The organism is Mycobacterium sp. UNC410CL29Cvi84 (genome assembly GCF_000686745.1).
GTDB lineage: Bacteria > Actinomycetota > Actinomycetes > Mycobacteriales > Mycobacteriaceae > Mycobacterium > Mycobacterium mucogenicum_B.
The window spans coordinates 22,172-47,116 of record NZ_KK366011.1 but is presented as its reverse complement, the minus strand read 5'-3'; the positions used below and the strand labels follow the sequence as shown (position 1 = coordinate 47,116).

General features: G+C 64.1%; 24 protein-coding genes, 1 tRNA gene and 1 pseudogene. 15 read left to right on the top strand and 11 right to left on the bottom strand.

Going from position 1 to position 24,945, the window contains the following annotated elements; all coding sequences use genetic code 11:
* Window positions 1-15 precede the first annotated feature (15 nt).
* The 3 genes from BR47_RS32335 to BR47_RS0127160 form a co-directional block, all read right to left on the bottom strand.
* On the bottom strand, window positions 16-738 hold the full coding sequence (locus BR47_RS32335; protein ID WP_141772195.1) for a hypothetical protein: 723 nt from the start codon (window positions 736-738) through the stop codon (window positions 16-18).
* Window positions 739-963: 225 nt separating this feature from the next.
* Window positions 964-1,395, bottom strand: a complete 432-nt coding sequence (locus tag BR47_RS0127165; protein ID WP_029121406.1) for a nitroreductase family deazaflavin-dependent oxidoreductase — start codon at window positions 1,393-1,395, stop codon at window positions 964-966.
* A gap of 112 nt (window positions 1,396-1,507) precedes the next feature.
* Window positions 1,508-1,987, bottom strand: a complete 480-nt coding sequence (locus BR47_RS0127160) for a winged helix-turn-helix transcriptional regulator (RefSeq protein WP_029121405.1) — start codon at window positions 1,985-1,987, stop codon at window positions 1,508-1,510.
* A gap of 83 nt (window positions 1,988-2,070) precedes the next feature.
* On the opposite strand from BR47_RS0127160, the gene BR47_RS0127155 reads away from it, so the two are divergent.
* The 8 genes from BR47_RS0127155 to BR47_RS0127125 all read left to right on the top strand — a co-directional run bounded on the left by BR47_RS0127155 (window position 2,071) and on the right by BR47_RS0127125 (window position 9,865).
* Complete coding sequence (locus tag BR47_RS0127155) at window positions 2,071-3,093, top strand: zinc-dependent alcohol dehydrogenase family protein (RefSeq protein WP_029121404.1); 1,023 nt, start codon at window positions 2,071-2,073, stop codon at window positions 3,091-3,093.
* 62 nt (window positions 3,094-3,155) lie between these two features.
* Window positions 3,156-3,752 carry a TetR/AcrR family transcriptional regulator gene (locus tag BR47_RS31640; RefSeq protein WP_051635046.1) on the top strand — a complete coding sequence of 199 codons (597 nt, stop codon included), beginning with the start codon at window positions 3,156-3,158 and terminating at the stop codon, window positions 3,750-3,752.
* Between the two features lie 174 nt (window positions 3,753-3,926).
* Window positions 3,927-6,680, top strand: a complete 2,754-nt coding sequence (locus tag BR47_RS34075; protein WP_286154336.1) for a cellulase family glycosylhydrolase — start codon at window positions 3,927-3,929, stop codon at window positions 6,678-6,680.
* 283 nt (window positions 6,681-6,963) lie between these two features.
* Window positions 6,964-7,036: transfer RNA gene (locus BR47_RS0127140), tRNA-Arg, on the top strand.
* 504 nt (window positions 7,037-7,540) lie between these two features.
* Window positions 7,541-7,873, top strand: a complete 333-nt coding sequence (locus BR47_RS33365) for a Rho termination factor N-terminal domain-containing protein (RefSeq protein ID WP_141772194.1) — start codon at window positions 7,541-7,543, stop codon at window positions 7,871-7,873.
* Between the two features lie 4 nt (window positions 7,874-7,877).
* Entirely contained in the window at window positions 7,878-8,048 is a 171-nt protein-coding gene (locus BR47_RS32860) for a helix-turn-helix domain-containing protein (RefSeq protein ID WP_177127358.1), read from the top strand.
* 78 nt (window positions 8,049-8,126) lie between these two features.
* Entirely contained in the window at window positions 8,127-9,287 is a 1,161-nt protein-coding gene (locus BR47_RS32855) for a helix-turn-helix domain-containing protein (RefSeq protein ID WP_081831417.1), read from the top strand.
* 335 nt (window positions 9,288-9,622) lie between these two features.
* Window positions 9,623-9,865 carry a hypothetical protein gene (locus BR47_RS0127125; RefSeq protein ID WP_029121403.1) on the top strand — a complete coding sequence of 81 codons (243 nt, stop codon included), beginning with the start codon at window positions 9,623-9,625 and terminating at the stop codon, window positions 9,863-9,865.
* 356 nt (window positions 9,866-10,221) lie between these two features.
* On the opposite strand, the gene BR47_RS31625 is transcribed toward BR47_RS0127125, so the two are convergent.
* Entirely contained in the window at window positions 10,222-11,028 is an 807-nt protein-coding gene (locus BR47_RS31625; protein ID WP_141772193.1) for a hypothetical protein, read from the bottom strand.
* Window positions 11,029-11,121: 93 nt separating this feature from the next.
* Here BR47_RS31625 and BR47_RS0127115 point away from each other — a divergent pair, with 93 nt between their 5' ends.
* Entirely contained in the window at window positions 11,122-11,535 is a 414-nt protein-coding gene (locus BR47_RS0127115) for a hypothetical protein (protein ID WP_141772192.1), read from the top strand.
* Between the two features lie 460 nt (window positions 11,536-11,995).
* Here BR47_RS0127115 and BR47_RS0127110 read toward each other — a convergent pair whose 3' ends face one another.
* Together BR47_RS0127110 and BR47_RS0127105 are read right to left on the bottom strand one after the other, a co-directional pair.
* Window positions 11,996-12,682: a hypothetical protein gene (locus tag BR47_RS0127110; RefSeq protein WP_029121401.1), complete on the bottom strand. Its 687-nt coding sequence runs from the start codon at window positions 12,680-12,682 to the stop codon at window positions 11,996-11,998.
* A 475-nt stretch (window positions 12,683-13,157) separates the two neighbouring features.
* Window positions 13,158-14,996 carry an SLC13 family permease gene (locus BR47_RS0127105; RefSeq protein ID WP_029121400.1) on the bottom strand — a complete coding sequence of 613 codons (1,839 nt, stop codon included), beginning with the start codon at window positions 14,994-14,996 and terminating at the stop codon, window positions 13,158-13,160.
* 210 nt (window positions 14,997-15,206) lie between these two features.
* Between BR47_RS0127105 and BR47_RS0127100 the strand changes: the two genes are divergently transcribed.
* Entirely contained in the window at window positions 15,207-16,259 is a 1,053-nt protein-coding gene (locus BR47_RS0127100; RefSeq protein ID WP_029121399.1) for a class I SAM-dependent methyltransferase, read from the top strand.
* A gap of 6 nt (window positions 16,260-16,265) precedes the next feature.
* Here the strand turns inward: BR47_RS0127100 and BR47_RS31620 are convergent, their stop codons facing one another.
* From BR47_RS31620 to BR47_RS0127085, 3 genes are all read right to left on the bottom strand, one after another.
* Window positions 16,266-16,802 (bottom strand): CHAP domain-containing protein, encoded by a 537-nt coding sequence (locus tag BR47_RS31620; RefSeq protein ID WP_051635043.1) that lies wholly within the window; start codon window positions 16,800-16,802, stop codon window positions 16,266-16,268.
* Between the two features lie 147 nt (window positions 16,803-16,949).
* Entirely contained in the window at window positions 16,950-17,540 is a 591-nt protein-coding gene (locus BR47_RS0127090) for a GNAT family N-acetyltransferase (protein WP_029104658.1), read from the bottom strand.
* Entirely contained in the window at window positions 17,537-17,947 is a 411-nt protein-coding gene (locus tag BR47_RS0127085; protein ID WP_029121398.1) for a hypothetical protein, read from the bottom strand. Before BR47_RS0127085 ends, BR47_RS0127090 begins: the two co-directional genes overlap by 4 nt.
* A 62-nt stretch (window positions 17,948-18,009) precedes the next feature.
* On the opposite strand from BR47_RS0127085, the gene BR47_RS0127080 reads away from it, so the two are divergent.
* Complete coding sequence (locus tag BR47_RS0127080; protein WP_029121397.1) at window positions 18,010-18,450, top strand: cupin domain-containing protein; 441 nt, start codon at window positions 18,010-18,012, stop codon at window positions 18,448-18,450.
* Window positions 18,451-18,455: 5 nt separating this feature from the next.
* On the top strand, window positions 18,456-20,135 hold the full coding sequence (locus tag BR47_RS0127075) for an NAD-binding protein (protein ID WP_029121396.1): 1,680 nt from the start codon (window positions 18,456-18,458) through the stop codon (window positions 20,133-20,135).
* Window positions 20,136-20,143: 8 nt separating this feature from the next.
* Here BR47_RS0127075 and BR47_RS0127070 read toward each other — a convergent pair whose 3' ends face one another.
* Complete coding sequence (locus BR47_RS0127070; RefSeq protein ID WP_029121395.1) at window positions 20,144-20,404, bottom strand: Rv2628 protein family; 261 nt, start codon at window positions 20,402-20,404, stop codon at window positions 20,144-20,146.
* 108 nt (window positions 20,405-20,512) lie between these two features.
* On the opposite strand from BR47_RS0127070, the gene BR47_RS0127065 reads away from it, so the two are divergent.
* From BR47_RS0127065 to BR47_RS0127055, 3 genes and pseudogenes are all read left to right on the top strand, one after another.
* On the top strand, window positions 20,513-21,712 hold the full coding sequence (locus tag BR47_RS0127065) for an acetyl-CoA acetyltransferase (RefSeq protein WP_029121394.1): 1,200 nt from the start codon (window positions 20,513-20,515) through the stop codon (window positions 21,710-21,712).
* A pseudogene (locus BR47_RS31615) lies at window positions 21,709-23,204 on the top strand (carotenoid oxygenase family protein). Before BR47_RS0127065 ends, BR47_RS31615 begins: the two are co-directional and overlap by 4 nt.
* Window positions 23,204-24,094, top strand: a complete 891-nt coding sequence (locus BR47_RS0127055) for a winged helix-turn-helix transcriptional regulator (protein WP_029121393.1) — start codon at window positions 23,204-23,206, stop codon at window positions 24,092-24,094. Before BR47_RS31615 ends, BR47_RS0127055 begins: the two are co-directional and overlap by 1 nt.
* Before the next feature lie 42 nt (window positions 24,095-24,136).
* On the opposite strand, the gene BR47_RS0127050 is transcribed toward BR47_RS0127055, so the two are convergent.
* Window positions 24,137-24,907 (bottom strand): VOC family protein, encoded by a 771-nt coding sequence (locus tag BR47_RS0127050; RefSeq protein WP_020098940.1) that lies wholly within the window; start codon window positions 24,905-24,907, stop codon window positions 24,137-24,139.
* Window positions 24,908-24,945 lie beyond the last annotated feature (38 nt).

The following is a 24,945-nucleotide window of genomic DNA, read 5'->3' as shown; positions in this document are numbered from 1 at the left end:
CTCGGACCACGCCGGTCAGTACGCCCTTGCGGTGGCCGGCCGGTCCGCGGCGTCGGTGCGGCCACGCAACGCCCAGTGCAGGCGCTTGGCCGCGGCCAGCGCGCCGCTGGGCGCGTGCGGCTGGCCATAGTGAATGAGCAGTGTCACGCGCCGCTGGCCGGAAGCGATCGGCATGTTGGCATGCAGGCTCCGGTAGCCCCAAAACAGGTACACGTCACCGACATTCATGTCGACGACGGTCGGGCCGTGGCTGCGGCCGAGGCTGTCCAGGATCCGCTGCCGGAACGTGGCGCTCTGATGGACGATCTTCTCGAAGATGTTGACCATCACCGAACGGCGGAACGGCCGCTTGTTGAAGTAGCCCACCAACTCTCCCGACCGACCCGGTTCCGCTTCCGGGAGGAACAACGGGACCACCATCGTCACGACGCTGGCGTCATAGTGGAACCACCAGGCATCGCCGTCGGCATGTGGCCCGGCAACGATGCGCACCGCCGTACCGTCCATTTCATGGGCACGGTCCGGGAACCGCTGGCGGACGACATTGTCGAGAAATGCGCGAACCGAGTCGCTGGCCATGAACGCGTGAATCGATTCCAGGTGCCCGTCCTGTGGCGATAGGACGAAATGGTCTTTCTCGCCGTACTCGGCCAACCAGCGATCGATTTCCGCCCGGGATTCAAGCACCCAATCCCATTGCACTGCGTTTGCTACCCGAGCGACGCCCGTCGCGTCCAACTGGTGCGCCACATCGACGGGATCGCACGCTTTCATGTCAAATTCACACATTTGGACGGAAGTGTAGACAACCAGAGAACGTCATTACCACGATTGCTGTGATTTGACATTCACCCGGTCGTGGGCATGCAATTGGCGAATCAAGAGAATGATTCTGCAATCACGTAAATATCGCCGAATTACTGCACTTCAAGCCCAGTAACCATGCACCGAGGGCGCGTTGCGTTACCGCTCGATGGGGGTGAGTCCGAGAACCGGAATCTTCCGCGTGGTTTTCCGCTCGTATTCGGCGAAATTCTCGAAGCGGCCGGCCTGTGTCGCGTAGATGCGTTCCCGTTCGGCGCCATGCAACTCGCGCACCTGAACCGCGAACTTGGCAGGCCCGATTTCGACCGCGACCTGCTCGGGATGAGCCAGCGCGTTGTGGTACCAGGCGGAACTCGTGTCCTTACCGTTGTTGGACGCGAAGACGTAGATCTCGTCGCCATCAGACTTCTGGTACGCCATCGGGTTCTGCCGCGGCTGGCCGGACTTGGCGCCCACGGTGTGCAGGATCAGCATGTCGAACTGGGCGAACCAGCCGTCGACCGCGCCGTTTTCGCGAATCTGCCTGATCACGTCGTTGTGGAAATCCGTCTCGTCCCCGGGAGTGCTCATGACCCCATCGTGCTGTCGCCGCGGCCTACATGTCAACCAAATTGACATAGCTGCAGGTGCGTCCCTCGCGACAACCTCGCACACCCGCTCGGCGGTTTCACGCCGCGGCAAGTCAACCCTGAGGTGAAGACTGACCGACGCCGGCCGGGGAAAGCCCAGGGCCGGGCAGCGGCTCGACGTCACGCGCTGTCAGCTCCTGCGAACAACGACTGCATTGCAACACCGCATGCGCCTCACCGCCGCAGTCGCGGTGCGAATACAGCACAGGAGACCCTTCCGGCGCCATGTAGGCATCGCCCCAGTCCTTGATCGCCATCAGCACCGGGTACAGCGCGCGGCCCTTGTCGGTCAGTCGGTATTGCTGACGGCCGGACTCCCCTGACGGCTGCTTGACCAGGATCTCGTGCTCGACAAGCCGATCGAGACGATCCTGCAGACGGCTACGCGATATCCCGAGCGCCGACCGGAAGTCGTTGAATCCACGCACGCCGGCGAACGCGAACTTGAGCACCAACAGCGTCCAGCGGTCACCCAGCACCACCAGAGGTCGGGTGATCGAACACGGGAAATCGGCCAACTCCTCGTAACGCATGACCAGTCACCTTACTCACCAGGTCTCAAATCGAGACTCAACGTGCTAGCGTTTGGTCTCAAAATGAGACCGCAGGAGGAATCATGCGACAGTGGGTCGTCCGGACCGGAGCCGGCATTGACGGGATCCACCTGACCGATGTCGAGGTCCCAACCCCGGGGCCGGGTGAGGTTCGGGTCAAACTGAGGGCGGCGTCGATCAACGCCCGGGATTTTCAGATGACCGAGGGGCGATATCGGGTCCCCACGCCGCCCGAATTCGTGCCATTGACCGACGGCGCCGGCGAGGTGACGGCGGTCGGCACCGGCGTCGAGAACGTCACGCCGGGAAGCAGGGTGGTGAGTACCGCCAATGCCGAACACCTCTTCGGCCCGATGCGCCCGTCGATGATCCCCGGCATGCTCGGGGTCCTCAAAGACGGTGTCCTGCGCGAGGAGTTCGTGGTCAAGGCCACCGGACTGACGCCGATTCCCGATTCGATGTCGTACGAATCGGCCGCGTGTGTTCCGTGCGCCGGGGTGACCGCCTGGAATTCGATTCTCGGCGCCGGAGGTGTCGAACCCGGACAATGGGTCGCCGTCCTCGGCACCGGCGGCGTCGCAATGTGGGCGCTGCAGATCGCGAAAACAGTTGGTGCACAAGTGATCATCACGTCGAGTAGCGATGCCAAACTCGACCACGCTCGCCAACTCGGCGCCGACGCCACCGTCAACTACACGAGTCATCCCGACTGGGATCACGAGATCCTGGCCATCACCGGCGGCCAGGGAGCTGATGTCGTCGTCGAGACCGGCGGGCCTGCGACCTACCGGCGGTCGATTCAGGCGACCCGGCCGTTCAGCGGGCGCGTGTGCGTCGTCGCCGTCCAGGGCAGCCCGGCACCGGGCCAGGACATCGCGATCGTGGATGCCATGAGACGCATGGTCAGCCTCATCCCGATCGCCATCGGCCCCCGGACGATGCAGGAACAGATGATTGCGGTCATGCACAGCAACGGCATTCAGCCCGTCATCGGCGCCCGTGTGCCGTTCGACAGCGCCCCCGACGCCTACAAGCTCATCCGGGACGGCGGCGCGCACCTGGGGAAGGTCGTCATCACCACCTGATCGGACAGACCGCCGTCGCCCGGCGTCCGGCACACTGGGTGGCGACCGTCAGGAGGAGTTTCATGGCTGATCCCGCATACCGCCGGATGCGTCCGGAGGAGCGCCGGGAACAGATCCTCGCTGCGGCCCTGAGCCTCATCGCGGTCTCCGGGTATGACGGCGTGGCGCTCGAGGATTTCGCCACTGCGGCCGGAGTGACCAAAGCCGGTCTACTGCACTATTTTTCGTCGAAGGAACAGCTCCTGATCGCGGTGCTGGAACGCCGTGATGAGCTCGATCAGGCGGCCGGCGAAATCCCGGACATGCCTGCGACCGATGCGGCCGGTGCGCGCAAGGTGATGGACCAGGTGGTGAGCCGCAATATGGATCAGCAAGAGCTCATCCGCCTCTTCACGGTGCTGTCGGCAGAAGCCCTCGATCCCGCCCACCCGGCGCACGAATACTATTGCCGACGGCAAGACCGGGTCCGGACTCTGCTCACGGAGCAGTTGTTCGCCTGGCATACCGACCCTGAGGACGCCGCCGTCGAATTGATGGGCTTCCTCGACGGCCTGCAACTGAACTGGTTGCGGGATCCGACAATCGACTTCCAGCGGCATTGGGCCTCGTTCGCCGATCGGTTGTTCGGCGTCCGGCCGGGCAGCACCGACGCACCGTAGGCCCGCGCCCGCGAAATCCGGCCAGTCAAACCAAACCCTCGACCGGCACGCAAACTCCGTGCTAGCTTGCCTACCAAATGGTATATAGCAGCAACGGCCATATACCGACAGTTGACGCCGGGGCGAAGAGAAGCACTGTGCTGCAACGAAATAACTGATTGAGGGGCATCAGATATGGCCAAACGCATCGAAGCCACGAAAGCCTCCGCGTACATCGGACGGGTTGGAGGTTTGGCCGTCGCCCTGGGTATCGGCGCCGCACTCACCTCCGGAGCCGGGACCGCGTGGGCCAATGAGGGCAGCCCCGGAGATACCGCCGGTAGTCACAGCTCCACCGACAAGACCGGTGGCTCAGCGTCTCCGTCGAAAGCCGCGGCGGCCGGCGCGGGCAAGGCGAAGGATTCGGATGCTGCCAAACGCGGCAAACCCCGCGGCGGCAGGCACGTGCCCACCGCCGGCGAGAAGGCTGCCGACGATCACCCCGCCAAACCGGCCGGCCCAACGTCTTCCCCGGCTTCGGCGACAACCCACGACGACGGGCCGTCGGCCGTCGCCACGGCGTCAACCGGCACCGCATCGACGGGAAAGACGAAATCGGTTACCACGAAACTCAATTCGTCGACCGACAACTCACCGTCCGCCCCGTCGGATCCGCCGGCCGATTTGGCCATGCTGGCCGCCGCGCGCCGCGAATCCACGCATTCGCGGTCCAAGGCCAACACGGCGGCGGCCGTCAACACCACGTCCCTGGTCAGCGCGACTTCTGCGACTCAGCCGACTGCCGCCGCGTCGCCGACTGCAACCGTCGCGCCGACGACGACACCAGCGGCCGTCGTGCCCAAGCTGCCGTCCAACCCGGCCGGGTGGTTCCAGGTCCTGGTCTACAACCCGCTACACACCGGCGTCCAACTCTGGATCACCAGCCCACTCGGCGCCGGGGTCGACGCCGCCATCAACCGATTGGCCGGGACCTACGTGCTCGGCAACGGCACCCGCGGGACCGCGGCCGCACCCAACGGCACTGCCGGTGGCTGGCTGCTGGGCGACGGCGGTGCCGGGTGGAACAGCACCGAGGCCGGTGTGCATGGCGGCAACGGCGGTGCGGCCGGACTGCTGGGCGACGGTGGGATCGGCGGCAATGGCGGCGCGGGCGCGGCCGGTGGAATCGGCGGCAGCGGCGGAAAACTGATGGGCATCGGTGGCAACGGCGGCGCGGGCGGCACGTTGCCCGGCGGCACCGGTGGTGCCGGTGGTCAGGGCGGGCACGGCTCGGGCTTGCTCTTCGGTATCGGCGGCAAGGGCGGCAACGGCGGGGCCGGGCTCGACGGCGGCCGCGGCGGTAATGGCGGCAACGGCGCTTTCATCCTGGGCATCGGAGGCAACGGCGGCGACGCGGGCAACAGCGGCGTCGGTGGCACCACCACCAAGCTGCCGGCCCTCGGCGGGGCCGGGGGCACAGCCGGACTATTGGGCAACCATGGCGCAGTGGGCAAGTACGGCACCGGGTCGTCACTGGTGCAGACCCCCTCTGGCAGTTCAATACTGAGCATCACCGCCAATGGGATGTACCTGACCAACAGCGACGGTCAGGTGGTCCTGTTGCACGGTGTGAACGAGGTGTACAAGCTGGCCCCGTACGAGCCGTCCGCCAGCGGATTCGACGAAGCCGACGCGGAGTTCCTGGCAGCCAACGGATTCAACGTGGTGCGGTTGGGCGTCATCTGGGCCGGTGTCGAACCCAGCCCCGGCGAGTACAACGCCGCCTACATCGCATCGATCCAGCAGACCGTGAACATGCTTGCCGCCCATGGCATCTACACCATCCTCGACATGCATCAGGACCTGTACAGCGCCTCGCTCGGCGGCGAAGGCGCGCCGGAGTGGGCCACCAAGACGGGCGGACTGCCGAACCTGAACGCCGGCTTCCCGGCCAGCTACTACCTGAGTCCCGCCCAGACCGCCGCCTGGGACAACTTCTGGAACAACTCCAAGGCATCCAATGGCCTTGGGCTGCAGGACAATTACGCGGCCGCTTGGCAATACATCGCGGCAGCATTCGCGGGCAACAACGCTGTGATCGGGTTCGACATCATGAACGAACCGTTCCCCGGTACTTCATGGCTGCCGACGCTGCTCGGTAGCCCGTTCTTCGCGTACCAGGAACTGACCCCGATGTATCGCCAGGTGGCGTCCGCCATTCGATCGGTCGATCCGAACGCGGCATTGCTCGTGGAGCCGGCCAACCCGGCGGTGTCCGAGGTCGGAGCCATCCTGGGCCTTCCGCTACAACTCGGCACCATTGATGACCCGAACGTCGTGCTTGCGTTCCACGACTACTGCGCCGGATCGGCCACCGCCAGCTTCTGCGGATGGCTGGCGTCGCAACAGGCCAACACCGCCCAGGCCTACGCGAAGGCCCACCAGATACCGGTGATCATGAATGAATTCGGCGCCTCCAACGCGCGGTCGGACCTCTATGCCGAGATGAACGCGGCCAACGCGAACCTGATGAGCTGGGCAGTGTGGGCGTACACCGGCTACGGGGACATCACCACCAGCGGCAACACCGACGGCGAGTCGCTGGTCTACAACCCGCAGTTGCCGCCGACAGGCTCCAACGTCAACACGAGCGCATTGCAGGTCCTGACCACGCCGTTCCCGCAAGCGATCTCCGGCACCCCGATCGCGTTCTCAAATGCCCACGGCACGTTCGATTTCAGCTACTCGACCGCCAAGGCCGACGGCTCGGGCAACTTCGCCCCCGGCTCGCAAACCATGATCTCGGTGCCCGCCATCGCATATCCGAATGGCTACTCGGTGACCGTGACCGGCGGCCAGGTGGCGTCGGCCGCCAACGCGCCCGTCCTGGTGGTCACCTCCGACAGCGGCGCTGGCATGGTCAGAGTTGTCGTGACCGCCGGTTCGTGATCGCCGCAGCCGATAGCGCCGACAGCAGCACCATCAACTCGATTGTGCAGTAAGGTAATTCAGGGTTCTCGACTGTGGCGCCGGCGAGCGATGATCGGGAAGGCGAAAACCCGGAGCGGGCGGGTTTGCACGCTGGCACGTCGCACGTACCCCGCGCGACACACCGGCACCACCGACATCACGAGCACCGACCCGCCGGGGGCCAGATACCGCCGGCGGCCGCCTTCCTACTACCATGAGGCGTCCCTATGGGTTTTTCGACACCTATCTCGATAGGTCCCTGGCCCCCGTAGCTCAGGGGATAGAGCACGGCTCTCCTAAAGCCGGTGTCGCAGGTTCGAATCCTGCCGGGGGCACTTTGCTGGTATCGAATATGCGCAGCTAAACGCCAGTGCTGGCGTTAGCTATCCGAACCGGCGTGCTCTGCGCGTGCTTTCCGGTGCCCCACGCTGACCCGGTGATTCGTTAGCTGGTCGGCCCTCCCCCGATCATTCAATCGAGCATCTTTGGCCGCCACCTGGCCCACAGGGTGCAGAACCGCGCCGCCCCGGCCATACCCTCCCGGTTGCGCCGATGGGCCAAACCGGGCAGTACAGCTCCCCCGGTCGCTTGCACACACAGCGCCACCAATTCCGCCATTTGACTAAAACTCGCACTTTAATTCAATTGAGCTAAAAGAAAATTGGTCCCATAACGTGCAATTTGGTGCCAACACCTGTAATGTCGGCATTGCTCCCCCGTGAGTAGCGATATCTCAATCACGCCATTGTCCGCCCGCGTGAGCCTGACAGGATATCAAGTCACGCGAGAACGCTTTAGAGCGTTGACATTCATTCCGCTACGCTCAAAAGGGTTGAACTATGCAAATTCCCGATGGACTAATGCACTTGCCGACTGTCATTGAATTGACGCGAGAAGGCGCAGACCTGACCGAATACTTTAAATTGATGGAGCGCTACCGCGCTCAATTGAATGAGGCTCTGTCAACATTCGGACTAGCGACAGACGAACTTGTCAGAGCCGCCCCGACCATCACTGATGAATCCGATGGCAACGAAAAGCGAGAACTAAAGACGGTTGCCGAACTGCGGGCAATCGCTCGAACGCTTGAGATCAATGGACGCTCGCGTATTGCAAAAGAAGAACTAATGAGAACCATCTATCAGCATCACGGTATCAAGGCTCATGGTTAGGAATATGACAATGCCTGAAAAATTGATGTCGCTCACGGAAGCCGCCGAATATCGCGGCGTCAGTCCGAATTCCGTGCGGAACTACATTGCCAAACAGAGGCTCAAATACCAGGGGGTCGGACAAAAGCTGATCAAATTCCGCAAGCATGACCTAGATGAGTTTATTGATCGCTAACCCAACCCGCCTAAGCGGTCGTTCGGAGTGCATTCAGATTCCCAACCTGAATGCCCACCTTCGTCCTACACTCCAAACATGGATACCGGCTTTGGCGTGAAGCAGCTGTATAGCGCCTGCAGACTGACGATGACTCATCACTACCCAGACATCGAGCACGAATGCAAGCCGCTGACTGGAACGGGCTTCCTTGTGGAGTTCCCAACACCCGACAACCGCATAGGGCTGGTCACCAATCGGCACTTAACAGACGCGCCGTTCCACAAACCGAGTTACAAAGGCACAACGATAAAATCCATAAAAGTACAGTGGTGGCAGAGCAAGCAATTACGGCTCGAACACATAATCACCGACCCGAAGCCGCTCTACCATTCAGACCCGCTTATTGATGTCGCCGTGGTTCCAATCGTTGGCACAAAAGACTCGCCAATAAGTATTGAGGGATCACTGTACGCAGACGTAGAAGAATTTGTGGCGAACGCCGACACCGATACATTGATGTTCAACCATGCACACGATTGGGACTACCTCATGCAATGCGAGAAATTGTGGCCCCAGCTAGAACCAGGAGAGTTCGTCACTTTTCCCGGCTATCCAACTTGGTACGACCGGCTACAAATACGACCAGTCCTGCGCTCTGGCGTAATAGCGAGTGACCCCCAAACCGATTATCGGTACGGAAAAGGCGAGCCGACTAACACCGATAGCCACCATCAAGTGTTGTTCGATGCGTTTTCTACAAACGGAAACTCCGGAAGCCCAGTTTACGTCGCACAGCGCGGACTTCCGCCGATAGATATGCAGTTCCCGGCCATTGCAGGCAGACCCGGATATCGCGGTCAACTGACCTATAACAACTACCGCCGATCCTTTCTCATCGGCATAAACGCAAGTCACTACAACGACACCGATAGTCCGCGGCCCAACGATCACGCCGGACTTTCAAGAATGCACAAGCTATCGGTCATCTTGGACATCTTGCGGGAGAATGAGGCTCCATTCGATCCAGACGCAAGGCGAATCAGGATCGCAATACCCGCGCCCCCAGACTTAAAGATCAAGCCCAAAGCAAAACCCGATGCGGCGGTCCGCGATCAATCAATCATGGCCCTACATCGAGACGGCAAGTCGAACCGAACGATTGCAGCCGAAGTTGGCTGTTCTGCTAGCACTGTCGGAAGAGTCATAAAAAAAGCACTCTCCGAACGCACCCTGACCTGCGCGTTCGGCCAGGACTGATACGCGACCGCCGCAAGACTGCCCGGTGTGTGCCCGTGGAGCCACGAATATCGCTGACCGGTGCAAATGTGCTCGGCGAACCGCTATCGACACCCTGCTGAGCTGCGGTTTTGTTCTCGGGAGAACGATTCAGCAAGTTGGCCCGGCGATTGAGTAACCAACGCCGTTTTAGCAGGTCAGGCCGGTAAAATGGCCGTATGCAGTACACGGGTCCAGAGCCCGTGCCCGCGCACGAGGACTAAGAGGCGTATTTCGAGCTGGCGCTAGCTGATGCCGTCGAACACGGTCAGAGGCCGGATAACCCGTGTCTGCTGACCTATGACGCTCTCTATGGCATGCTCGGCATCTGCGACCGTTTGCCCGATGTCGACCCCAAGGGCATTCAAGACATGAAAGAGCGCCAGGCCGTCCACATGGACTGGCTCAACGGTCCAGAGAAGAAACAGGAGCTTTTCAAGCGGGCGTTCGCAGATGCGTACCAGCGTGGCAAGCGTCCCAATGACCCCAGATGCTCGATGAAGGCGTCTTTTCGCTTCATTCTGGACATGTGCGACCCAATGGCCCAACTTGCGAGATGACACGCTGTCGGCGGTTCTAGACGCCCAAGACGCCTACCTGGAGACAACAGCCCCAAGCGCACCTTACCGCCCTGGTGAGCGTCCGATGCGCCGGCAGGCTGATTGCCGGTGTTCCTGGTGCCCGTCTCGGCTATGCCGAACACCGCTGGTAAGGCAGAGGCCCGCAGAAGTAGAAGGGCTCGAGGAACGCAGCCATGAATGCGCTACCGTCGGCGACACCGTCGAAGCCAAACCAACTATCACGGGCCGATAACCGTAAAGGCGAACAACCACAACGGATTCCAATAGCAGATGGCCGGCAAGGACTGCGGTGACCGTGCCACCTGCTCGACGGAATGCCGTGATACCAGTGCTTTTCAGCGTTTGGAACCCCGGTAATCGAGTAGGCTCCAGCCGCGTTTGGCCAGCTCGAACGCTGCGAGATATGGGCTGGCCATGACGCTGAATGTCCCGCCGACGGTGAAGGAGGCCATTCCCGTGCCGTCGCCGGCTTCAGTCTGCTTCATCGCCCCCGTGTTGAAATGAGGCCAGAGCTGACCGTGCGCGGCACCCGACCCTGCCTGCCAGGCGAGCAGAGCTTCTTGATGCAGGGTCTCCCGCCCGACAAACACAGCTTTCGTAGCGGAGTCGATCATGTTGGTGGCATTGAGGATTTCATTCTGTCCATCGGCAAGGCGCTTCGCCTCAAGGTCAGCCAACCGCACGCGATCGTGAGTCAACTGCTGTGATGTTCCCGCCGGGTCGTACTGCTTCAGCTTTTCTAAGCCTTCGAGGTATCTGATGCGGTGTTTGTAGATGTACGCCGCGACGATTCTGGCGCGCTTGACTCGTGTTGCAGAGTCAGTCGGTGAGAGAATCCAAACGGCCTGGGCGGCTCCAAGGAGTGCGCTGCGACTCAAGGTGAGTGACGAGAAGGGAAATAGCTCCGTCGACTCAAGGTGGCTTCGGACGCTGTTGAGGTGGTCTGTCGCGCAGGCAAGACCCGTCCAGACGAGATGTGAGGCAGGCATCCACGGCCAATCAATGTCGTCGGCGGCAAGTGCGCTACAGGGTGCAGGCACAAATGCGCGATCAGCAAGCCGATCCCGCCATGCAATGAGTCGCTCGAACGTGGATTTGATTGCTGCGTGGGATTGTTGATCCGCCTCGGTCGCCGTCGACATTGGAGCAGACTACGGTTCCCGCCACAGCCATACAGGAACCCAATGTGTGAGTCTGCTGTACATCCGCTATCAAGACTTCTACGATCCAGCACCATGCGACTGAGCTCCACTCAGCAACGAAACGCTGTTTCCGAAGGAATGGCCTTCGGGTTGTACATGTCTGGGTGTGACACCCTCGCGTTCGACAAATTGCGAATCGACCTAGCTTTCGAAAACGCGTGGCGCGACTGGCCGCACAAGAGCAGGTATCCCCAAGTGAACACCGACCTCAGTAAGGGCACCGATGCTGTCTGGGTAATGACACGGGCTGACGAAAAGAAGCGCACCTACGCGTTCTGTTGGCAAGGTTGGAATGGCGGCGCGCTCACTCTGCGTCCGCGCCAGCACGATTGGGAACGCGACGATCCCAATGACGTGGAGTTCGCGGTGAGTGTCATCGACGATCACGTACCGCTCGCGGGTTGGCTATCTCTCGCTCAGCAGTTCTTGTCTGAGCTTAATCGTTAGCCGCCGCACTGGAGCATTCAGCGAATCCTCCGTAGTACCACCTATCTAAGTTTGATTGGCGTTGTAATCTGCGATCCTGGTCCCGCCGACCCAAGGGGGCTGGCTAGTTGTCAGCGGTGCAACCGTCCCGGTGGCGGGGATCGATCCGGGATACGGCAGAGTGCGTCCGAACAGCTATGGCGATTCCGACCGGCTCAGCCGGCCGCAGAGCGACCGGACCGGATCGCGAGTGCAAAAAAATTTACCCGGCCAGGCCAGCTCGGCACGTCACCGGAGAGGACGCCAGACAGGTAGCTCGCGAACAGCGTGCCACCATGGCAGGAGACTAGTACGGCGGATATAAAACCTGCGGGGGTAACGTCCTGAGCTAGACAAACACCACGAGCACTCATGTACCTGCCTTTTAGCTACCCATAGAGTCGAAGCGTCCTGATTGATTGTCATGCATCCATCGGCGACACTACTGGCGCAACTTCTCCGCTAGCTCTAGCTGCTTGCTTTCTAGCTCTACCCGCTTGCGCTGGAGTTCAAGCTGACCCGCTTCTCGCTTCTCGGCAATCTCTTGACGCTTCGCTTCCAGTTCTAGTTGTTTCCCGTCGTATTCGACCTGGCGCATTCTTTCTGCGTGAGCCATGTCGCCAGCATCTTTCGAGGCCCTCGCCAGCCGCCAATACGCCAAATAGGCTGCAGGGCTGATTCCTAGGATTAGCGGTGCGGCGATGAACATGTGCGCCACCGCCAGTGAGATGCTCCCGACGACCCCTAAGACCATCAAAAGGAGCATGAGGTCCGACCATTGCCGACTTCGGATCGCTGACGCGCGGTGCGCGCTTTGCAGTTGGTCAGCCCGTTCTAGCAGGTGTTTCTTGTCCTCAGTCAATTGGTCGTAGCGTCGGTACAGCCAGGATTTGTCCTCGGTCTGTTCCGATTCGAGCATCTGCTCCAACGCAGGCAGAACGCGCTCAATTTCACGTACTCGCTGCTTTGCCTGTGCGACGATCGGTTGCCCTGCAGTCGCCATATACGTGTCGTCGGCAGCCCGGCCTGCTCGAATGACTGCCGCGTACCCAACCACTGTAGGAACAACCATCGTTAGCTCGACCACCTCCGCTCGAAAACGTTCTGCGGCGGCTAGCAAGACGCTCATAGCGGCGAATTATTGCACGGTCAGCCTCACGACCTGGCGCAAGTGACATCCGTCCTGATTCATGCCGACTTATTCAATTCGGCCACGTATGTGCCGATAGATCAGCGGCCAATCTCTTGGCCGCTGTTGTCCGTAGCCTGCTGATACAGGATTGCGGCCATAACCGTCTTGTATCCAAGGCGTTTCATGTTCTCAGCCGTAGTGGCACCAACGGCCGCGTTGGTTGTGCCTGCGAACCATTGCAGGCCGTGAGCTGACAAAATCCGCTCGGTCAACCACCTTCGCGGCCTGTTGAAAGACAGCTTGTTAAACACTCAATCACCCAGATGACAGCCACCGCGAGCGGGTACAGACAGGAGTGATTCAGGACCACCGCCGACGTAGAGCATCATGTGATCTTTGATGTCCTGATTGTGGCTTGCCGAGATTCCGTCTCGCGTGTCGCCTCGTCAGCCCCCACGCTCGACGTAGGACGCTAACCCGGCAGGTAGATCAGCCGGGCCATAACCACCGTGATCACCATCGTCAGCGCCAGCAGCGGCACGCCGACTTTCGCGTAGTCCGAGAACCGGTAGCCGCCGGGCTCCATCACCAGCATGTTGGTCGGCGACGATACCGGCGTCACGAACGCGGCGGAGCAGGCGATGGCGACCGTCATCGCGAATCCCTGCGGCGAGACGTGCAATGCCTGCGCCGCTTCGATGGCCACGGGCGCGATGAGCACGGCGGTCGCGGAGTTCGAGATGAACAGCGCGACCACCGCGGTCACCAGGAACACCACCGCGAGCATGCCGGTCGGACCCAGGTCGCCCAGCGTGTCGACCAGGTGACGGGCGATCAGCGTCGTCGTCCCGGTCTTGGCCAGCGCCGTGGCCAACGGCAACATCCCGGCGATCAGGACCAGGGTGTTCCAGCTGATCGACCGGTAGATGCTGTCGACGCGAACGCAACCCGCCCCGACCATGGCCAGCGCCCCGAGCAGCGCCGCGTCAGCACTGGGCAGCCAGCCGAACGCCATGCACGTGACCATCGCGATGAGGATGACCACGGCGACGCGCGCCCGGCCCGGCGCCACCAACCGCTGCTGATACTCGGCGGGCAGGTTCAACAGGATGAAATTGCGACGGGTGTCGCTGAGCCGCTCGATGTCATCCCAGTTGCCGCCCACCAACATCGCGTCACCGAAGTCGAGGGTGCGGCCGGGCAGGTCCTCGGTGAAGTTCTGCCCGCGGTGCCGGACGGCCAGGACGGTCACGTTGTGGGCGGCGGCCAGATCGAGGTCGCCGAGCGTCATGCCAATCGACTTCGACTCGGGCGCGAGCATCACCTCGGCCACCCCGACGTTCTGCAGCACTTCGCGGCGCTCGTCTTCGGCGCGCGGACCCGTCACCTGACAGCGCAGGTCGGCCGCCACCGCAGCGGTCTGCTGTTCATCGACCAGCGTGAAGACCAGATCGCCGGCCTCGAACACGGTTTCCGGCCGCGCCGACAGGTACTGAGCCGGGCCGTGGGCGTGCTTCTCGAAACCGAGAAGATCGAGGCCGTAGCGGTCGCGCAGCGGTTGGCGTTGCGCCGCAACCGATTGCCCGACCAGTGGTGAATCCGCGGATACGTGCAGCAGGTGCCAGCGGGGCCGCAGCCCGTACGACGCGATGACGTCGAAGGTGGAGGGTTCCTGCGCATCGGCCGCACCGGTCCGGTTGCGGCTCAAGAGGTTACGCCCGATCACGAGCATGAACACGACGCTCACCGCGAGCGTGACGACACCGAACGGCGTGAAGCCGAAGAAGCCGAGCGTCGGCGTGATGCCGCGCTGACTGAGGATGCCCTCGATGATGATGTTCGGCGACGATGCGATCGACGTCATCATGCCGCTGATCATGACGGCCACACACAGCGGCATCAGCATGCGTTTGCGGTTCAAACCTGTTGCGGCCGTGACGGTGAGCACCACGGGGATGAGCATCGAGACGATCGCCGACGAGTTCATGACCGACCCGATACCGGCCGACAGGACCATGATCAGCGCGACGAGCCGAGCTTCGCTGCGGCCACCGACCTTGACGACGAACTCACCGAGCCGCTGCGTGATCCCGGTGTTGACCAGGCCCGCGCTGACGATGAATATGCCGGCCAACAGAATCACCACCGGCGAGCCGAAGCCGGCCAGCGCCTCGGCCGGGGTCAGCACTCCCGTACTCATCAATGCAACGACGACGAGCACCCCGACGATGTCGGCGCGCGGACGTCCCGATACGAACAGGCCGATGGCGCCGGCCAGGATGCCGACGACGATCCACATCTGATGAGTCACTGGCGAACCTGGACACCGAACGAAACGAACACCCTTGATCAATAACATTCGGCGCCGCGGATCGGTCGGAGATGCCCCGAATCCGACGTGCACGTCGCCGCCACGCCAATTGCCACAGCACGCATTCGACCGTCGAAAAACTACGCATTGTCCAGGAATTTCCGCAGTCGTACAGTCAAGCTGGCAACCACATTTCTGGAGGTCCAGACAATGACTGTGGATGAAGACAAGCTCAACGAATTTCTCGGCAAGGCGATCGGCGACATGGGAGCCGCGATCAGTGCCAGCCTGGTCCTGATCGGGGACCGCCTCGGGCTCTACAAGGCCCTGGCAGCCGGGCCGCTCACGGCCACGCAGCTGGCGGAGAAGACCGGCACCGTGGAGCGGTACGTCCGCGAGTGGCTCGCCAACCAGGCCGCCGGCGGCTACGTCCAGTTCGATCCGGACAGCATCACGTGGTCGATGAGCCCGGAACAAGCCGCGTGCCTGGCCGACCCGAACGGACCGGTCGACATCCCGGGCGCCTACAACATCGTCGAAGCGGTGTTCCACGTCCTCGACCGCACGACCGAGAACTTCCGGACCGGCGGCGGCCTCGAATGGGGTGAACACCATCCGTGCCTGTTCACCGGCACCGAGCGGTTCTTCCGCGCCGGCTACAACGCCGAACTCGTCGGCTCCTGGCTCCCGGCGCTCGACGGCGCAATCGGACGCCTCGAGTCCGGAGCCAAGGTGGCCGACGTCGGCTGCGGCCACGGCGTCAGCACCATCCTGATGGCGAAGACCTACCCGAACTCGACCTTCATCGGCTACGACTACCACCCGCAATCGATACATGTCGCCGCCGAACACGCCGAGGAAGCCGGAGTGCCGAACGCGCGCTTCGAAGTCGCCGATGCAACGAGCTACGCGGACAACGGTTTTGACCTGATCGCGTTCTTCGACTGCCTGCACGACATGGGCGATCCGGTCGGCGCCATGCGGCACACCCGGGCCGCACTCAACGACGACGGCATGGCGATGATCGTCGAGCCGTTCGCCGGGGATCAGGTGCAGGACAACATGAATCCGATCGGCCGCATGATGTACGGCGCCTCATCGCAGATCTGTGTACCGGTGTCACTCGCCCGGAACGGACCGGCGCTCGGCGCGCAGGCCGGCGAGGCCAGGCTGCGCGACGTCGTCGTCGACAAGAGCGGCTTCACGCGATTCCGGCGCGCTACCGAGACGCCGTTCAACCTCGTCTTCGAAGCGCGGCCGTAGCGGCGCTCAGGGAATGAGGATGTAGCTCATCCCCGGGATGTGCTGGGTGTCGCGCGTCCACCAGGCGAACGGCCCGCCGTGGGACTCGTTGTTCATCTCGGTGATGTTGATCCAGCGGCCGGACACCGAGTTCACCCACGCCACGTGGCCGTACTGGCTCACTCCGGGCAGTTCGGCCGGGTATACCGCGATGGACCGGGCCTGCGGCTCATCCACGACCGTCCAGCCACGGGAGCGCGCGGAGTCGGCCCAGACCCTGGCGTTGCCGTGAATGTCCGGGTAATAGCCCACATTCTCGAAGGCCTTCTGCAGTGCACCCCAGGTGCACTGACCCGGCCAGCCAGAGTTGGAGGCCTGGATCGCACCCATGGTCCGGGCGGGGCCGGCGTACTGCTGGCCGGCTGGCTGACCGGTCTGCTGACCGTAGGACATGGGGTCGACGTACGACGCCGAATCGGCGTTGCTCGGGGGCGCAGCCGCGACCCCCGCGCCGGCGATCAACGCGGCCGCGAGCATGACACCCGCATACGACTTGAAGCTCATTGCGTACATCCGTCCCCCCGATCAAGCGAACGAACCGATGCTTGGATCAAATCACAATTCGGTCACGATTAGACACGAATTCAAAAACATAGCTTGGCAAACTGTCAAGTTTTGCTCAAGAGATGCTGATCACGGGGTCGGGGGAAGTTACCGGTTCAGGCGGAATTGCAGGTTGTTGCGCACTGCGGGCCATTCGACATCGAGGATCGAATACACCACGGTGTCACGGCGGGAGCCGTCACTGAGCAACTGGTGCGAGCGCAACACCCCGTCGAGCTTGGCTCCGAGCCGCTCAATCGCCGCGCGACTCGCCGAGTTGAAGAAGTGAGTTCGCAGCTCCACTGCTATACAGTCGAGCGCTTCAAAAGCGTGCCAGAGCAGCAGGAGCTTGGCTTCGGTGTTCACCCCGGTCCGCCGAACAGACTCGACATACCAGGTGGCGCCGATCTCCAGGCGCCGGTTCGGACCGTCCACATTGAGGTAGCTGGACGACCCGATGAGCCGGCCGTCGAGCGCGCGCACAACGAACGTCAGCCCGGTATCCGGGCGCTGCACCGCCAGCCGGGCCCGCACCCACTCCCCTGCCGTCGCCGGCGAGGGCGCGGAGGTGAACCACAACCGGCCCGGGTCCCCATCGGCGGCCACCTCGGCGATCTCGGGGATGTGATCGGTCGTGAGCGGTTCCAGCGTCACCCACCGCTGCCCCGTCAGCACTACGGGTTCGACGAATCCCATCACGACCGCCAGGCGACGACGGAGGCCAGCACCGACAGCACGATCGCCAGCGCCGCCGACACCAGACCGACGTACAGCCCGTACGACGCGACCACCGGGCTGTGCACGTACAGCACGTGATACCAGACTCCGAGCGCCGTCAGCCCGGCCGAAAGCACCAGGGCCACAACGGAAGCGACGCGCGAAGACAGCCGGCGCGCGGCCATCGTGGCCGCCACGAGCAGGCACGAGGACAGCAGCACCATCAGCTGCCCGACACCGAAACCCGGTGGCGGAACAGTGATGTGCCCGACCTTGCCGCCGATGGCGTTCGCATGCCCCGCCGGGCTCTGCAGCCACGGCAACCAGGCACTGACCAACAGCACCAACGCGCACAGCGCGACGATCCAGGCGGGCCGCAACCGTTCCATGACATGAGCGTATCGACCATCCGGCAGGCCGACACAGCTGATCAGCCGTAGCCTCAAGTGCCATGACCGATCTCCCCGATTGGGCGCGGCAGCTCGACCTGTCGCCGCATCCGGAAGGTGGCTGGTACCGCGAGACCTGGCGCAGCGACCTGACCGTCCCCCAATCCGCGCTGCCCGCGCAGTATTCCGGTCCGCGCAGCGCCGGGACCGCGATTCTGTTCCTGCTGATGCCCGGCCAGCAGTCCGCCTGGCACACCGTGCACAGCGCCGAACTGTGGCTGTTCCACCGCGGCAGCCCGCTGCTGCTGGAGGTCGGGCCGGAGCAGGCGACCGCGGATACCGTGCTGCTCGGCGCGGACGTCGCGGCGGGCGAACGGCCGCAGGCGCTGGTTCCGCCGGGGCACTGGCAGCGGGCCCGTCCCCGTGACGATGAACCCACCCTGGTGAGCTGTGTCGTGGTGCCCGGCTTCGACTTCGCAGACTTCGCGCTGGTTGGTCAGTAGGGCACATGCACGGGCACGTCATTGTCTGCGGCACCGACGCGCTGGCCAACCGGATCACAGAGGGGTTGCAGACGGCGGGCGCCACCGTCGTGACGATCCACGAACCCGCCGGCCTCAAGGCGGCCATCGTCACCAGCGCCGCCGCGATCGTCTGCGCCGGTGACGACGATGCCGTCAACCTCGAAATAGCGCTGCTGGCAAGGGAACTCAACCCCACCGTCCGGGTGGTGACGCGGCTGGCCAACAGCGTGCTGCGCGCCGCGGTGGCGCAGGACAACGGTCCGGGCGCGGTGCTCGACGTCGCCGACCTGGCCGCACCGTCGGTCGTGGAGGCCTGCCTGGCCCGCACCACCCACACCATCTCGGTGGCCGGCGTGGACTACGTCATCTCCGGCACCGACGCCCCGCGCGACGCCACGCTGCGGGAGATATTCGGCGACCTGGCGCCCGTCGCCGTCGTCCGCGGTGAGAACTCGGACTCACCCGGCGAGGTGACACCCTGTCCCGGTAGGGATTTCGAGGTGCGCGCCGGCGACTGGACCGCCATGATCGGCACCGCCGACGAACTCGCCGACGCCGGCATCACCGTGCCGCGCCCGTTGAGCAACCGAACCCACCGCCCATGGCCGCGGCGCGTGGTCGACACGCTGCGCGTCATGCGCGACGACATCAACCCCATCTTCTGGTGGGCCCTCGGCACGTCGATGTCGCTGCTGCTCGGGTCGACGGTGTTGCTGCGCTTCGCGTATCACAACCCGGCCGGCATGAGCTGGATCGATGCGCTGTACTTCTCCACCGAGACCATCGCGACGGTCGGCTACGGCGACTTCAGCTTCATGCATCAACCAACCTGGTTGCGGCTGTGGGGCATCGGGCTCATGTTCGCCGGCGTCACCACGACCGCGATCCTGGTCGCGTTCGTCGCCGACGCGCTGTTGTCCCGTCGGCTCGGCAACTCGTCCGGGCGCCGGCGGGTGCAGCATCTGCGCAACCACATCGTCGTGGTGGGCCTCGGCTCGTTCGGTATCCGGGTGGTCAGCGACCTGGCCGCGGCCGGCTACGACGTCGCCGTCATCGAACGTGACGAGTCCAACCGGTTCCTGGCGCAGGCCGCCCAACTGGACGTCCCGGTGATCTTCGGCGACGCCACCCTGCGGCAGACGCTGGAGCTGGCCCGGCTGGACCGGGCGCGCGCCGTCGCGGTGCTGACGCAGGACGACATGGTCAACATCGAGACCGGCATCGTGCTGCGCGAGATGCTCAGTCCCCGGGTGCTGCCGGAGATCGACCGGCCCGACGTCCCGCTGGTGTTGCGCATCTACGACCGCACCCTCGGCGCGGCGGTGGCGGGGCGCTTCGGCTTCGCACACGTCCGGTCGACGGTCGAGCTGGCGGCCCCGTGGTTCGTCGGCGCGGCGATGGGGCTACAGGTGCTGGGCACCTTCTCGGTGGGCCAGCAGTCGTTCACGGTGGGCGGCGTCCACGTCGACGCGGGCAGCGCGCTCGACGGCATGCGGATGGGCGAAGTGCCGACGCAGATCCGGGTCATCGCCATCGCGCGGGCGGGCACCACGCTGCAGCGACCGCGGCGCGACGCCCAGCTGTGCGCCGGCGACACCGCGTATCTGGTCGGCCCGTACCGCGAACTGATCGAGACGCTGCTGACCGGCCAGCGGACGCCGTAGCGCCATCGTCAGGCCGCGATCATCAGGTCGATGGACAGCTGGTCGCAGATGGTGTGGGTGGTGGGCCAGTCACCGCGCTGCGTCGCGCGGGCGAGTTCGTCGGTCAACGGGCTCTGCACACCCAGTTCGGCGAGCCAGCCCGCCACCGTCGCCGCGACACGGTCCGCGGTGACGCCGACAGCGTGGCGATCGTGGAGCTGGTCGACGATCTCGTAGGTCGGCCCATCGGTGATAGTCGCGGGGTGCTGGTGCCGCCAGTGGATGTTCATGTAGGTAGGAGCACCGGGCGGGCCGGATCGGGACAGTTTTTCCGAACTTTTTCGGCCCGTTTCGCCGGAGGGTTCAGTCACTCTCTTAGTTGTAGTAGCGTGCCCGGAATGGACGTCTGGATCCTGGGCGGCTACCAGAGTGATTTCGCCCGTAACCTGCACCGAGAAGGTGTGGACTTCGCCGGCCTGACCGCGGAGGTGGTCCGCGAAACCTTGACCGTTGCCGAGGTGCGGGCCGCGGATATCGGGGTCATCCACGTCGCGAACGCCTTCGGCGAGATGTTCACCGCACAAGGTCACCTCGGCGCGATGCCCGCGACCATCGACGAGGAGTTCTGGGAGACCCCGGCCACCCGGCACGAGGCCGCGTGCGCGTCGGGCGGCGTGGCGACCCTCGCCGCCATGGCCGATCTGCGCTCCGGCACCTATGACAGCGCGCTCGTTCTCGGCGTCGAACTGGAGAAGACGGTGCCCGGCGACACCGCCGCACAGCATCTCGGCGCCGCGGCATGGGCCGGCCACGAGGGCACGGACGCACAATTCATGTGGCCGTACATGTTCAGCCTCGTCGCCGACGAATACGACCGCCGTTACGGCCTCGACGACCGCCATCTCGACGCCATCTCCGCCCTGAACTACGCCAACGCCAAGCGCAACCCGAACGCCCAGACACGGTCCTGGTCCGTCGATCCGGCATCCAATCCGCCTGTCGAAGGCCGCATCCGGCGGCTGGACTGCAGCCAGATGACCGACGGCGGCGCCGCCGTCGTCCTCGTGAACGACAACTTCCGGCGCAATCACCCCACGGTCCGGCCCATCGCCCGCATCGCCGGCTGGGGCCACCGCACCGTCGGACTGGAGTTGCAGCAGAAGCTCACCCACGCCGCCGACGACCCGTACGTCCTACCGCACGTGCGCCGCGCCGTCCTCGATGCCTTCGAACGGGCACGGGTCGGCCTCGACGACCTCGATGGCGTCGAGGTGCACGACTGCTTCACGCCCAGTGAGTATCTGGCTATCGACCACCTGGGCCTGACGGGCCCGGGCGAATCGTGGAAAGCCATCGAGAACGGCGAAATCGAGATCGGTGGCCGGCTGCCGGTCAATCCCAGCGGCGGCCTGATCGGCGGCGGACATCCGGTCGGCGCCTCCGGGGTCCGGATGCTGCTCGACGCCGCCAAACAGGTCAGCGGCACTGCGGGCGACTATCAGGTCGAGGGTGCGAAGACGTTCGGCACCTTGAACTTCGGTGGCAGCACCGCCACCACCGTCAGCTTTGTCATCGGGTCGGCCCAGGAGGCTTCATGAACACCGACGTCGTCGCCAAGTACCTGTCCACCCTGCCGGAAGACGACGACCACCCGTACCGCACCGGAGCCTGGCGCCCGCAGACAACGGAGTGGGACGCCGACGATCTGGAGGCCGTTGCCGGCGAGATTCCCGCCGACCTGGACGGCGTATACCTGCGCAACACCGAGAACCCGTTGCATCCGGCGTTCAAGTTCTACCATCCGTTCGACGGCGACGGGATGCTGCACATCGTGGGCTTCCGGGATGGAAAAGCCTTCTACCGCAACAGGTTCGTCCGCACCGATGGACTGCTCGCCGAGATCGAGGCGGGTGGTCCGCTGTGGCCGGGCATCGCCGAGCCGGTCGAGTTGGCCCAGCGGGACCACGGTTGGGGCGCCCGCACCTTCATGAAGGATGCCTCGAGCACCGACGTGACGGTGCACCGTGGTATGGCACTCACCAGCTTCTATCAGTGTGGCGACCTGTATCGCATCGACCCGTACACCGGCGACAACCTCGGCAAGGAGGACTGGCGCGGCAGCTTCCCCACCGGCCTCGGGGTATCCGCGCACCCGAAGTCCGACGACCGTACCGGCGAACTGCTCTTCTTCAACTACGGCAAGCAGACGCCGTACCTGCACTACGGAGTTGTCGACGCCACCAACACGCTGGTGCACTACGTCGACGTCGAACTGCCCGGACCGCGACTGCCGCACGACATGGCGTTCACCGATAACTTCGTGATCCTCAACGACTTCCCGTTGTTCTGGATGCCGAACTGCTCAAACAGAACGCGCACATCCCACGCCTGCACCGCGATGTCCCGTCGCGGTTCGCGGTCCTGCCCCGGCGCGGCACACCCGACGACGTGCGGTGGTTCGAGGCGGACAGCACCTATGTCCTGCACTTCACCAATGCCTACGAGGACGGTGACGAAATCGTGCTCGACGGGTTCTTCCAGGGCGAGCCCGCCCCGAGCGCGGGCAGCGACAACGGCATGGATCGCAAGTGGCAGCACATCTTTCGCGGCCTGTCGCTCGACGGGATGCAGACCCGGCTCCATCGCTGGCGGTTCAACCTCACCACCGGACAGACTCGCGAAGAGCAATTGTCCGACAGCATCACCGAATTCGGCATGATCAACGCCGCCAACGCCGGCCGCGACTACCGCTACGTCTACGCCGCGACGGGAAAACCCGGCTGGTTCCTGTTCGACGGTCTGGTCCGGCACGATCTGCACACGGGATCCGAACAGCGGTTCGCGTTCGAAGACGGGGTGTTCGGCAGCGAGACGGCCATGGCACCGCGTGTCGGCAGTACCGGCGAGGACGACGGCTACCTGGTCACCATCACCACCGACATGAACGCCGACGAGTCCTATTGCCTGGTATTCGACGCCGCGCGGGTCGCCGACGGCCCGGTGTGCAAACTCCAACTGCCCGAAAGGGTATCGAGCGGCACGCATTCGACCTGGGCCGCCGGCTCGGAGCTGCGGCGCTGGCGCGACTGATGGCGCCCGGCCCGGATGTCAACGCCGTCGGCCGGATGCTCGGCCTGCTCGGCGACGAGTGGACCCTGCTGATCGCACAGCAGGCCGCGCTGGGCGCCACCCGGTACGCCGAGTTCGCTGCGCGCCTGCCGATCTCCCATGCGGTGCTCAGCCGGCGGCTCGCCATGATGACCGACGCCCGGCTGCTGAACCGTGTTGAATACCAGTCGAATCCGCCCCGACACGAGTACCGGCTCACGGGACGCGGCCGGTCGCTGTGGCCGGTGCTGGTATCGATCTGGGCGTGGGAAAGCCGGTGGGTGCCCGAACACAGCCTGCCCGCCATGCGGCACACACTCTGCGGGCACACCTTCTGCCCCGCACTGACCTGCCGTGCCTGCGGCAGCCTCGCCGACGAGAAGAGCCTTGTCGCGCAATGGGGTCCGAGCGGATCGTGGCCCCGCTCCATGCCGGTGTCCGCGACCCGGCGGCGCTCCCACGGCGACCGCGGCGGCCAGGCCGAGCTGTTCCCGCAGACCATGAGCATCCTCGGCAATCGGTGGTCGTTCGCGATCATGGTGGCCGCATTCGTGGGAACCACCCGATTCACCGATTTCGCCGACCAACTCGGCGCCCCACCGGGATCACTGACCGACCGGCTGCAGATCCTGGTGGCCAACGACGTGCTGGCGGTCAACGACGGGCGATACCGCCTCACCGAGAAGGGCCGTGCGGTGCTGCCCATCATCGTCACCGCTCTCGACTGGGCGCAGCGCTGGTTCGCCACGCCCGAGGGCCCGGCAGTGCTCGTCACCCACTGGCGGTGCGCCAACGAATTCCACGCCGAGCTGGCCTGCGACCACTGCCAGGAGTCGCTGAGCGGGTCCGAGATCGAGCAGCGACCGACGTGAAGTAGATGGCGAGCATCCTCGCCATCTACTTCACGCTCGGCGTCAGCCCTTTATCGACGACAGGTTGAACGCGGCGCCCGTCGGATCGGTGACCGCCGCCAGCCGGCCGTACGGGGTGTCCTCGGCGGCGCGCACGACGGAGCCGCCGTTGGCGGTGATCAGTTCGATGGTCTTGTCGACGTCGTCGCTGCCGAGGAAGACGTTCCACGTGGAACGGTCGAAGCCGGGAATGACGGAGCCGTCCATCACGCCGATCAGCGGCTCGCCGTCGAAGATGGCGTTGCTGTAGCGGAATTCGGGGCTGTCGGCCTCGACCTGCAGCTGCCAGCCGAACACCGTCGTGTAGAACTCGGTGGCCTTGGCGAAGTCGGTCGTGGTGAGCTGGAACCACACCGGGGCGCCGGGCTCCTCGTAGGCCTCGAAGCCCTGGTGTCCGGTCGGCTGCCACAGCCCGAAGAAGGCGCCCGTCGGGTCGGTCAGCATGGCCATCCAGCCCTTTTCGGGCACCTCCATGGCCGGGATGCAGTTGGTGGCACCGGCGGCGACAGCGGCGTCGATGGTGGCCTGGATGTCAGCGGTGTGCAGGTACACGGTCCAGGCGTCGGGCGCGTTCCACGCCGGGTCGCTCGCCATCATGCCGCCGACGTAGCGGCCGTCGCGCCGGGCGTTGATGTAGCCGCCGTAATCGGGCCCCGGATTTTCGTAGTCCCAACCCAGCACCGTGCGGTAGAACGCCTGGGCGCCGGCCACATCCGAGGTGGCGAGGTCGATCCAGACGGGCGCGCCCAGCGGGGTTGCAGTACGAGTGGCCATGATGTTCTCCCTAGACGAGTGACGGGGTGGTCACCGAT

Bases quoted from the DNA above. Each gene is read 5' to 3' on its own strand.
- BR47_RS0127160 (WP_029121405.1), bottom strand. From the start codon at position 1,987: ATGCGTTACGAGGAGTTGGCCGATTTCCCGTGTTCGATCACCCGACCT.
- BR47_RS31625 (WP_141772193.1), bottom strand. From the start codon at position 11,028: ATGTCGACGGCGACCGAGGCGGATCAACAATCCCACGCAGCAATCAAA.
- BR47_RS31620 (WP_051635043.1), bottom strand. From the start codon at position 16,802: ATGAGCTTCAAGTCGTATGCGGGTGTCATGCTCGCGGCCGCGTTGATC.
- BR47_RS0127155 (WP_029121404.1), top strand. From the start codon at position 2,071: ATGCGACAGTGGGTCGTCCGGACCGGAGCCGGCATTGACGGGATCCAC.
- BR47_RS31640 (WP_051635046.1), top strand. From the start codon at position 3,156: ATGGCTGATCCCGCATACCGCCGGATGCGTCCGGAGGAGCGCCGGGAA.
- BR47_RS0127100 (WP_029121399.1), top strand. From the start codon at position 15,207: ATGACTGTGGATGAAGACAAGCTCAACGAATTTCTCGGCAAGGCGATC.
- BR47_RS0127110 (WP_029121401.1), bottom strand. From the start codon at position 12,682: ATGAGCGTCTTGCTAGCCGCCGCAGAACGTTTTCGAGCGGAGGTGGTC.
- BR47_RS0127080 (WP_029121397.1), top strand. From the start codon at position 18,010: ATGACCGATCTCCCCGATTGGGCGCGGCAGCTCGACCTGTCGCCGCAT.
- BR47_RS0127065 (WP_029121394.1), top strand. From the start codon at position 20,513: ATGGACGTCTGGATCCTGGGCGGCTACCAGAGTGATTTCGCCCGTAAC.
- BR47_RS34075 (WP_286154336.1), top strand. From the start codon at position 3,927: ATGGCCAAACGCATCGAAGCCACGAAAGCCTCCGCGTACATCGGACGG.
- BR47_RS32860 (WP_177127358.1), top strand. From the start codon at position 7,878: ATGACAATGCCTGAAAAATTGATGTCGCTCACGGAAGCCGCCGAATAT.
- BR47_RS0127055 (WP_029121393.1), top strand. From the start codon at position 23,204: ATGGCGCCCGGCCCGGATGTCAACGCCGTCGGCCGGATGCTCGGCCTG.
- BR47_RS0127165 (WP_029121406.1), bottom strand. From the start codon at position 1,395: ATGAGCACTCCCGGGGACGAGACGGATTTCCACAACGACGTGATCAGG.
- BR47_RS32855 (WP_081831417.1), top strand. From the start codon at position 8,127: ATGGATACCGGCTTTGGCGTGAAGCAGCTGTATAGCGCCTGCAGACTG.
- BR47_RS0127085 (WP_029121398.1), bottom strand. From the start codon at position 17,947: ATGGAACGGTTGCGGCCCGCCTGGATCGTCGCGCTGTGCGCGTTGGTG.
- BR47_RS0127070 (WP_029121395.1), bottom strand. From the start codon at position 20,404: ATGAACATCCACTGGCGGCACCAGCACCCCGCGACTATCACCGATGGG.
- BR47_RS0127115 (WP_141772192.1), top strand. From the start codon at position 11,122: ATGCGACTGAGCTCCACTCAGCAACGAAACGCTGTTTCCGAAGGAATG.
- BR47_RS0127075 (WP_029121396.1), top strand. From the start codon at position 18,456: ATGCACGGGCACGTCATTGTCTGCGGCACCGACGCGCTGGCCAACCGG.
- BR47_RS0127125 (WP_029121403.1), top strand. From the start codon at position 9,623: ATGCTCGGCATCTGCGACCGTTTGCCCGATGTCGACCCCAAGGGCATT.
- BR47_RS0127050 (WP_020098940.1), bottom strand. From the start codon at position 24,907: ATGGCCACTCGTACTGCAACCCCGCTGGGCGCGCCCGTCTGGATCGAC.
- BR47_RS33365 (WP_141772194.1), top strand. From the start codon at position 7,541: ATGCAAATTCCCGATGGACTAATGCACTTGCCGACTGTCATTGAATTG.